The organism is Pseudomonas sp. SH10-3B (assembly GCF_019891415.1).
In the GTDB taxonomy this organism is placed as follows: domain Bacteria; phylum Pseudomonadota; class Gammaproteobacteria; order Pseudomonadales; family Pseudomonadaceae; genus Aquipseudomonas.
Genome location: NZ_JAFLXD010000050.1, coordinates 35,906 through 45,504 on the forward strand (window position 1 = coordinate 35,906; position 9,599 = coordinate 45,504).

The window sequence follows — 9,599 nt, forward strand, 5'->3', positions numbered from 1 at the left end:
AAGACTTAAAGAGCTGAACCAGGCAGCGCTGAATTGGATGCAACTGAGGGGGCATTTGTTGAGACCTTTCTTAAGTCAACGGCTTGGTCACGGATTACCACCTCCAACAATGAGGGGTCATAAAAGCTGTCTCTGACCTTAAGAATGGAAAGCGTCCTTCTAAGTTCAGACTGAATCTCGAAGAAACGCATAAGCATGAGGTTGTCGGCAATGCTCGACAGTTCAGACGCGGGGGAAGTGACCTCCGAGCCGAACAAATCATGCATCTCCCACGTGGCAAAGACCGTGACGCCCCTGGCGCGCAGCTCGTTCATCAGGGCGCTGTAGAAATCGGTGATCCGCGCCGGGTTGTTAGAGACGCGGGTCATGCCGCTCAAGCTGTCGATGAACAGGCGCTTGATGCCCTTTTCCTCGACAAGGCGCAGCAATCGCGCGCCAAGGCCGTCCAGCAGGCCTTCGGTGGTGGGCTGCCAGGCGATGGTCAGTGCGCCGCTGTCTTCCATCTTCTGGATATCGATGCCCAGGGATTGGCCTTTGAGCCGCAGGCGCTGAGGGCTTTCGTAGAAGCCGAAGTGCAGGCCGGGAGCGTCTACCGTCGATTCCGAGAGGAACTTGAGGCCCAGGGTGGTCTTGCCAATGCCCGACGGCCCCATGACCAGGGTCACGCTGGAACTGTGCAGCCCGCCACCGAGGATGCCGTCCAACGAGCCGATACCGCTGGCGATGCGCGTCAGGTCGGCGCTGTCGGGCGCGGACGGACGGCCATAGAGGCTTTCCAGGCGCGGATACACCACCAGGCCGTCGTCGTTGATTTCACACTCGTGCAGGCCGGTGAGCGCGCCGCTGCCGCGGGTCTTGCGCAACTGGATACGGCGCACGGAACGGGTACCGAACAGTTCCTCGCCCATTTCGATCACGCCATCGACCATGGTGTGCTCGGGGCTGCCGTCGTCCAGGCGTGAGCTGGTGAGGAACAACACCGTGCAACCGGCGAAGGCGGCATGCCCTTGCAGTTCGGAAATGAATTTTTTCGTGTCGATCGGCGAGTCGGCCTTGGAACGCGCGTTCAACAAGCCGTCCACCACCATGACAGTGGCCCTCTGCCTGCTGATCTCACGCCTGAGCAGCTTGACCACTTCATCGAGGCCTTCGTTTTCCAGGGTGTCGAAGGCGCTGACAAACTGGATTTCGGCGCCCACACGGGAGGCGTCAAAAAAGCTCAGGGTAGAGAGGAACTGGAAAAGGCGGTCGTGGGATTCCGCCAACAGCGTGGCAACCAGGACTCGGCCGCCATTGCGCGCGTGATTAAACCCCAGCTGGTTGGCAAGGATGGTTTTACCTGAGCCGGGGCGACCCTGAATGATATAGGACGCCCCAGACACCAGCCCTCCCTTGAGCAGAGCGTCCAGCCCTTCGATTCCGCTTTGAAGGCGATTTAGCTTTTCCACAGTGCGATCCTGACCCTAAAAACATGCTGTTAAGCCGAGTGGACAGAATGCTAACGCCATTTGTTCACTGCTGCTACTTGCGATCCAGCCACACGGTCTGTGCATTGCAGAATTCGCGTACGCCAAAATGCGACAACTCGCGCCCAAACCCGCTCTTCTTCACGCCGCCAAACGCCACCCGAGGGTCGGACACGCTGAAGGCATTGACGAAGATCCCGCCGGTTTCCAGCTGGTTGGCGATGTCGCGGGCCTTGGCCGGGTCGGTGGTGAAGATGCTGGCGGTGAGGCCGAACTCGCTGTCATTGGCCAGGGCCACGGCGTGGTCGGCATCGCGGGCGGTGATGATCGAGGCCACGGGGCCAAACAGTTCCTGTTTGAACGAGGTCATCTGGTCGGTGACGTCGGCCAGTACGGTCGGCGCATAGTAGTTGGCGGCACCGGCGACTTTGTGGCCGCCCAGCAACAGGGTGGCGCCTTCTTCGAGGGTGGCCTGGACCTGGCCGTGCAGCTCGTCGCGCAGGTCGAAGCGCGCCATCGGGCCGACGTAGGTGCTGGCCGATGTCGGGTCGCCCATCACCAGCGCGCGGCTGGCTGCGACGAACTTGGCGGTGAAGGCGTCCACCACGCCCGCTTCGATGATCAGGCGCTTGGCGGCGGCGCAAACTTGGCCGCTGTTCTGGAAGCGGCCGATCACGGCGGCCTGCACGGCGGCGTCGAGGTCGGCGTCGTTGAGCACGATGAAAGGGTCGGAGCCGCCCAGTTCCAGCACGCATTTCTTCAACGCGGCGCCGGCCTGGGAGCCAATGGCCATGCCGGCGCGCACGCTGCCGGTGAGGGTCACGGCGGCAATGCGCGGGTCAGCGATGGCCTGGGACACGCCGTCCTGAGTGACGTTGATCACTTCGAACAGGCCTTCAGCAAAACCGGCTTTCTGCAACGCCGCTTTCATCAGGTAGGCGCTGCCCATCACGTTCGGGGCGTGTTTGAGCACGTAGGTATTGCCGGCGAGCAGGGTCGGCACGGCGCCGCGCAGCACTTGCCACACCGGGAAGTTCCACGGCATCACGGCGAGGATCGGGCCCAGCGGGCGGTATTCGATCTGGGCGCTGCCGTTGTCCACCAGGGTAGGCTCCGGGGCCAGCATGGCCGGGCCGTGGGTGGCGTACCACTCGCTGAGCTGGGCGCATTTTTCGATTTCGGCACGCGCCTGGGTGATGGGCTTGCCCATTTCCAGGGTGATCATCTGCGCCATGGCTTCGGCTTGCTCGCGCAGGGCGCCGGCCAGGGCCAGCAGCAATTCGGCACGCTGGCTGACCGGCTGGCGGCGCCAGGTGCGGAAGGCTGCGGTGGCACGGTCGAGGGCGGCGTCCAGTTGCGAGGCGGTTTCGTAGGGGTAGCTGCCGACTGTTTCGCCGGTGGCGGGGTTGATCGACAGGGCGTGGGTCTGGTGAGAAATAGCGTTCATGGCACCGTCCGGCTGAATGTGTGGAATAGGGTCAGCCTACGGGGATGTATGTTTTCTGGAAACTGAATAATATTAAGCAATACGTTCACGATTGGAGAATGAATTGGATCTGGTGCAGCTGGAAATCTTCAAGGCCGTTGCCGAGCAGGGCAGCATCAGCGCCGCCGCGCAGTTGATTCATCGGGTGCCGTCGAACCTGACCACGCGCATCAAGCAACTGGAGCAGGATTTGGGCGTGGAATTGTTTATCCGCGAAAAGAGCCGCCTGCGCCTGTCGCCCGCCGGATGGAATTTCCTCGGCTATGCGCGGCGCATTCTCGACCTGGTGCAGGAAGCCCGCGCGACGGTGGCGGGGGAGGAGCCCCAAGGCGCGTTTGCCCTCGGCTCCCTGGAAAGCACGGCGGCGGTGCGGATCCCGGCGCTGCTCGCGGCTTACAACCAGAAGCACACCAAGGTCGAGTTGGACCTGAGTACCGGGCCTTCAGGCACGATGATCGAGGGTGTGTTGTCGGGACGCTTAGCGGCGGCGTTTGTCGATGGGCCGGTATTGCATGCCACCCTGGAAGGCGTGGCGGTGTTCGAGGAGGAGATGGTGGTGATTGCGCCGCTGCATCACGGGCCGATCACGCGGGGGCAGGATGTGAATGGGGAGAGCATTTATACGTTCCGTTCCAACTGTTCCTACCGGCACCATTTCGAGCGCTGGTTTTCACAGGACGGCGCGGTGCCGGGGAGGATCTTCGAGATGGAGTCTTACCACGGCATGCTCGCCTGCGTCAGCGCCGGGGCGGGCCTGGCGCTGATGCCGCGCAGCATGCTGGAAAGCATGCCGGGGTTTACCACGGTGAGCGTGTGGCCACTGGCGGACGGTTTTCGCACACTGCATACCTGGCTGATCTGGCGCCGGGGCACCGTGTCGCAGAGTTTGAACAGTTTTGTGAAGTTGCTGGAGGAACGCGCTCTTCAAAACACCGCCCCTCCCACATTTTGATCTGTATCAGCCGCCGAATTGCAGGGTGCCCATGGCCAGTTTCGCCATGAGTGCCGTGGCGCCCAACTGCACCAGCCACAACGCCAGACCGCCCAGGAATACCCCCAGCGCCACTTGCAGTACCAGGCTTTTCTGACGCTTGGTTTGGGGCGCGCGCGGGGTGTAGTCGTGCAGTTCGTCGCGGTCGGCGCGCAAGTCCAGGTCGTCGTTTCTCATAAGGCTCTCACAGCAAGGGGGCAGTCGGGATTCAGTCTAGTGTGTTCGCCAGCAAAAAGGGGGAAGCCATTGGCTTCCCCCTTGGTAGAACGCTGGCAGGCTTATAGAACCTGAACAATCGCCTTTGTTACCGCAGCAATGTTCGATTGGTTCAACGCCGCCACACAGATACGCCCGGTATCGAGGGCGTAGATGCCAAACTCGCTGCGCAGGCGGGTGACTTGCTCAACGGTCAGGCCGGAGTAGGAGAACATCCCACGCTGGCGACCGACGAAGCTGAAGTCGTGGCCCGGCGCAGCCTTGGCCAGCTCGGCAACCATCTGCTCACGCATGCCACGGATGCGCAGGCGCATCTCGGCCAGTTCGGCTTCCCACTGCGCGCGCAGCTCAGGGCTGTTCAACACCGCGGCAACAATCGCGGCGCCGTGGGTTGGCGGGTTGGAGTAGTTGGTGCGGATCACACGCTTGACCTGGGACAGGATGCGCGCGCTTTCTTCCTTGGAGTCGCCGACGATGGACAGCGCGCCCACACGCTCGCCGTATAGGGAGAACGACTTGGAGAACGAGCTGGAGACAAAGAAGGTCAGGCCCGATTCGGCGAACAGGCGCACGGCAGCGGCGTCTTCGTGGATACCGTCGCCGAAGCCTTGGTAGGCCATGTCGAGGAACGGCACCAGGTTCTTGGCCTTGACCACGTCCAGCACGTGTTGCCAGTCGGCCGGGCTCAGGTCGACGCCGGTCGGGTTATGGCAGCAGGCGTGCAGCACCACGATGGACTGGGGCGGCAGGGCGTTGAGGTCTTCGAGCAGGCCGGCGCGGTTCACGTCGTGGGTGGCGGCGTCGTAGTAGCGGTAGTTCTGCACCGGGAAGCCGGCGGTTTCGAACAGGGCGCGGTGGTTTTCCCAGCTCGGGTCGCTGATGGCGACGACGGCGTCGGGCAGCAGCTGCTTGAGGAAGTCAGCACCGATCTTCAGCGCGCCGGTGCCGCCAACGGCTTGCACGGTCACTACGCGGCCCGCTTCGAGCAGAGGCGACTCGGTGCCGAACAGCAGGGTTTGTACGGCCTTGTCGTAGGCGGCGATGCCGTCGATCGGCAAGTAGCCACGGGCGGCGTGTTGCGCCACGCGAATGGCTTCCGCTTCGGCAACGGCACGCAAGAGTGGAATCTTCCCCTCCTCGTTGCAGTAAACGCCCACGCCAAGGTTGACCTTGGTGGTTCGTGTGTCGGCGTTGAATGCTTCGTTGAGGCCCAGGATTGGATCGCGTGGTGCCATTTCGACAGCGGAGAACAGGCTCATTTTGCGGCAGCTCTATGGGGGAAAGGAGGGACGTGTCGCGCTCCAGCCGAATGCACTAGAGCGGTGCACAAACGGGGAGCTAGTATAGAGGCCATCACGGCTGAGGGCGACAACCGAAACGGCTTTTCGGCCAAGTTTTTCGGTTTATTTGCCGACCGTTAGTCTTATTGCAACATTGATCAACCACGGCAGAAAGGACGATTGCCTTGAAACCCGTCACATTCGCCACCACTTCTACAGCTATCATGGTTTTTTCCTACGACCCGCTCTGAAACTTCGCGGGTTGTGGTCTTTTTCGTCCCCGACGGGTTTACAGTCTGGGGTGACTTCAAGAGGTACGTTATGTCGGATTTCCAACTAGTCACCCGCTTTGAACCTGCCGGCGACCAGCCCGAGGCCATTCGCCAGATGGTCGAAGGTATCGAGGCCGGCCTGGCGCACCAGACGCTGCTCGGGGTGACCGGTTCGGGCAAGACCTTCAGCATCGCCAACGTGATTGCGCAGATCAACCGCCCGACGCTGGTGCTGGCTCCGAACAAGACCCTGGCCGCGCAGTTGTACGGCGAGTTCAAGGCGTTCTTCCCGAACAACGCGGTGGAGTACTTCGTTTCCTACTACGACTACTATCAGCCCGAAGCCTACGTGCCGTCCTCCGACACCTTTATCGAGAAGGATGCGTCGATCAACGACCACATCGAGCAGATGCGGCTGTCGGCGACCAAGGCGTTACTGGAGCGCAAAGACGCGATCATCGTCACCACGGTGTCGTGCATCTACGGCCTGGGCAGCCCGGAAGCGTATTTGAAGATGGTGCTGCACGTGGACCGCGGCGACAAACTCGATCAGCGCGAGCTGCTGCGCCGCCTGACCAGCCTGCAATACACCCGCAATGACATGGATTTCGCCCGCGCCACCTTCCGCGTGCGTGGCGATGTGATCGACATCTACCCGGCCGAATCCGACCTGGAAGCGATCCGCATCGAGCTGTTTGACGATGAAGTCGAGAGCCTGTCGGCCTTCGACCCGTTGACCGGCGAAGTGATCCGCAAGCTGCCGCGTTTCACCTTCTACCCGAAAAGCCACTACGTGACGCCGCGCGAAACCCTGATGGGCGCCATCGAGGGCATCAAGGTCGAACTGGCTGAACGCCTGGAGTACTTGCGCGCCAACAACAAGCTGGTGGAAGCCCAGCGTTTGGAGCAACGCACGCGCTTTGACCTGGAGATGATCCTTGAGCTGGGCTACTGCAACGGCATCGAAAACTACTCGCGCTACCTCTCGGGCCGTGAGTCCGGGGCGCCGCCGCCGACCCTCTACGACTACCTGCCCGACGATGCGCTGCTGGTGATCGACGAGTCCCACGTCAGCGTGCCGCAAGTCGGCGCCATGTATAAGGGCGACCGCTCGCGTAAGGAAACCCTGGTGGAGTACGGCTTCCGTCTGCCGTCGGCGCTGGACAACCGGCCGATGCGCTTCGACGAATGGGAAGCCATCAGCCCGCAGACCATCTTTGTGTCGGCCACGCCGGGCAACTACGAGGCCGAACATGCCGGCCGTGTTATCGAGCAACTGGTGCGCCCCACCGGCCTGGTCGACCCGGAAATCGAAATCCGCCCGGCGCTGACCCAGGTTGATGACCTGTTGTCGGAGATCCACAAACGTGTGGCTCTGGAGGAGCGTGTGCTGGTCACCACGCTGACCAAGCGCATGTCCGAAGACTTGACCGACTACCTCGCCGACCACGGCGTGCGCGTGCGCTACCTGCACTCGGATATCGACACCGTGGAGCGCGTGGAAATCATCCGCGACCTGCGCCTGGGCACCTTTGACGTGCTGGTGGGCATCAACCTGCTGCGCGAAGGCCTGGACATGCCGGAAGTGTCGCTGGTGGCGATCCTCGATGCGGACAAGGAGGGCTTCCTGCGCTCCGAACGTTCGCTGATCCAGACCATCGGTCGTGCGGCGCGTAACCTCAATGGCCGGGCGATTCTCTACGCGGATCGCATCACCGGTTCCATGGAGCGGGCGATTGGCGAGACCCAACGCCGTCGCGACAAGCAAATTGCCTTCAACCTGGAAAACGGTATTACGCCTAAAGGCGTGTTCAAGGACGTTGCCGACATCATGGAAGGCGCCACCGTGCCGGGCTCGCGCAGCAAGAAGCGCAAGGGCATGGCCAAGGCCGCCGAAGAGAGCGCCAAGTACGAGAACGAACTGCGCTCGCCGAGTGAGATCACCAAGCGTATCCGCCAGTTGGAAGAGAAGATGTATCAGTTGGCGCGCGACCTGGAGTTCGAGGCGGCGGCGCAGACGCGCGATGAGATTGGCAAGTTGCGCGAGCGGTTGCTGGCTGTCTGATCTGCGGTGGCTGGACTGGCCTCGGTTTTCCAGAAATCCCCCAGGCTGTTACCATCCGCCCCTTGTTTCAATTTTCAGTTATATCGCCCATTCGAGACCTGCCATGACCACCGTCCGCACGCGCATTGCGCCATCGCCTACTGGGGATCCCCACGTCGGCACTGCCTACATCGCCTTGTTCAACTACTGCTTTGCCAAGCAGCATGGCGGTGAATTCATCCTGCGGATCGAAGACACCGACCAGTTGCGATCGACCCGTGAGTCGGAACAGCAGATTTTCGATGCCTTGCGCTGGTTGGGTATCACCTGGGCAGAAGGCCCGGACGTCGGCGGACCGCACGGCCCGTATCGCCAGAGCGAGCGCAGCGATATCTACAAGCAGTACACCCAGCAATTGGTCGACATGGGCCATGCGTTCCCGTGCTTCTGCACCGCTGAAGAGCTGGACCAGATGCGCGCCGAGCAACAGGCCCGTGGCGAAACCCCGCGTTACGACGGCCGTGCGCTGCTGCTGTCCAAGGAAGAAGTGGCCCAACGCCTGGCTGCCGGCGAGCCTCATGTGATTCGCATGAAGGTGCCGAGCGAAGGCGTGTGCGTGGTGCCGGACATGCTGCGCGGTGACGTCGAGATCCCGTGGGATCGCATGGACATGCAGGTGCTGATGAAGACCGACGGCCTGCCGACGTACTTCCTGGCCAACGTGGTCGACGACCATCTGATGGGCATCACCCACGTGCTGCGCGGCGAAGAGTGGCTGCCGTCGGCGCCCAAACTGATCCTGCTTTACGAGTACTTCGGTTGGGAACAGCCGCAGCTGTGCTACATGCCGCTGCTGCGTAACCCGGACAAGAGCAAGCTGTCCAAGCGCAAGAACCCGACTTCGGTGACGTTCTACGAGCGCATGGGCTTTATGCCTGAGGCGATGCTCAACTACCTGGGCCGCATGGGTTGGTCGATGCCGGACGAGCGCGAGAAGTTCTCGTTGCAGGAAATGGTCGATAACTTTGACCTGTCCCGTGTGTCCCTGGGTGGGCCGATCTTCGATATCGAGAAACTGTCTTGGCTCAATGGCCAGTGGCTGCGTGACTTGCCGGTGGAAGAATTCGCCAGCCGCGTGCAGCAATGGGCGCTGAACCCTGAATACATGATGAAGATCGCGCCGCTGGTGCAGGGCAGGGTGGAGACGTTCAGCCAGGTCGCACCGTTGGCCAGCTTCTTCTTTGCCGGTGGTGTGAACCCGGATGCCAAGCTGTTCGAATCCAAGAAGCTCTCGGGCGACCAGGTTCGTCAGTTGATGCAGTTGATCCTCTGGAAGCTGGAAAGCCTGCGCCAATGGGAGAAGGATGCGATCACTGCGACGATCCAGGCGGTGGTTGAATCCCTGGAACTGAAGCTGCGCGATGCCATGCCGCTGATGTTTGCCGCGATCACCGGGCAGGCCAGTTCGGTGTCGGTGCTCGATGCGATGGAAATTCTCGGCCCGGACCTTACCCGTTTCCGCCTGCGCCAAGCCCTTGATTTGCTTGGTGGTGTGTCGAAGAAAGAAAACAAAGAGTGGGAAAAACTGTTGGGCGCTATCGCTTAAGCAGCCCGTTGCAGCGACGAAACCCAGGTTTTCCGGGGTTTCGTCGGTAAGTGATTGTTATCCCGGCAAAAAATTTTGGAAAATGTTGAAAATAAATTTGACACACTTCCAAACCGCCATTAAGATTCGCCCCGTCCTCACCGATGAGGGGCTATAGCTCAGCTGGGAGAGCGCTTGCATGGCATGCAAGAGGTCAACGGTTCGATCCCGTTTAGCTCCACCAATTTACAGGTTCAAG

General features: G+C 61.4%; 7 protein-coding genes and 1 tRNA gene. 4 read left to right on the forward strand and 4 right to left on the reverse strand.

Annotated elements, in window-relative coordinates:
* Nucleotides 1-5: 5 nt before the first annotated feature.
* Together J1G35_RS26350 and J1G35_RS26355 are read right to left on the reverse strand one after the other, a co-directional pair.
* Entirely contained in the window at nt 6-1,448 is a 1,443-nt protein-coding gene (locus J1G35_RS26350) for an ATPase domain-containing protein (RefSeq protein ID WP_053128817.1), read from the reverse strand.
* Between the two features lie 73 nt (nt 1,449-1,521).
* Nucleotides 1,522-2,913 carry an aldehyde dehydrogenase family protein gene (locus J1G35_RS26355; protein WP_223016441.1) on the reverse strand — a complete coding sequence of 464 codons (1,392 nt, stop codon included), beginning with the start codon at nt 2,911-2,913 and terminating at the stop codon, nt 1,522-1,524.
* A 103-nt stretch (nt 2,914-3,016) separates the two neighbouring features.
* On the opposite strand from J1G35_RS26355, the gene J1G35_RS26360 reads away from it, so the two are divergent.
* Nucleotides 3,017-3,904, forward strand: coding sequence for a LysR family transcriptional regulator (locus J1G35_RS26360; RefSeq protein ID WP_053128821.1), 888 nt, complete (start codon nt 3,017-3,019; stop codon nt 3,902-3,904).
* 6 nt (nt 3,905-3,910) lie between these two features.
* Here J1G35_RS26360 and J1G35_RS26365 read toward each other — a convergent pair whose 3' ends face one another.
* Nucleotides 3,911-4,120 carry a hypothetical protein gene (locus tag J1G35_RS26365; protein WP_053128823.1) on the reverse strand — a complete coding sequence of 70 codons (210 nt, stop codon included), beginning with the start codon at nt 4,118-4,120 and terminating at the stop codon, nt 3,911-3,913.
* 101 nt (nt 4,121-4,221) lie between these two features.
* Nucleotides 4,222-5,418, reverse strand: a complete 1,197-nt coding sequence (locus J1G35_RS26370; RefSeq protein WP_053128824.1) for an amino acid aminotransferase — start codon at nt 5,416-5,418, stop codon at nt 4,222-4,224.
* Nucleotides 5,419-5,760: 342 nt separating this feature from the next.
* Between J1G35_RS26370 and uvrB the strand changes: the two genes are divergently transcribed.
* The 3 genes from uvrB (at nt 5,761) to J1G35_RS26385 (ending at nt 9,584) form a co-directional block, all read left to right on the forward strand.
* Nucleotides 5,761-7,776, forward strand: a complete 2,016-nt coding sequence (gene uvrB, locus J1G35_RS26375; protein ID WP_053128826.1) for an excinuclease ABC subunit UvrB — start codon at nt 5,761-5,763, stop codon at nt 7,774-7,776.
* 103 nt (nt 7,777-7,879) lie between these two features.
* Nucleotides 7,880-9,361, forward strand: a complete 1,482-nt coding sequence (gene gltX / locus J1G35_RS26380) for a glutamate--tRNA ligase (protein WP_053128828.1) — start codon at nt 7,880-7,882, stop codon at nt 9,359-9,361.
* 147 nt (nt 9,362-9,508) lie between these two features.
* Nucleotides 9,509-9,584, forward strand: a tRNA-Ala gene (locus J1G35_RS26385).
* The last annotated feature ends 15 nt before the right edge of the window (nt 9,585-9,599 follow it).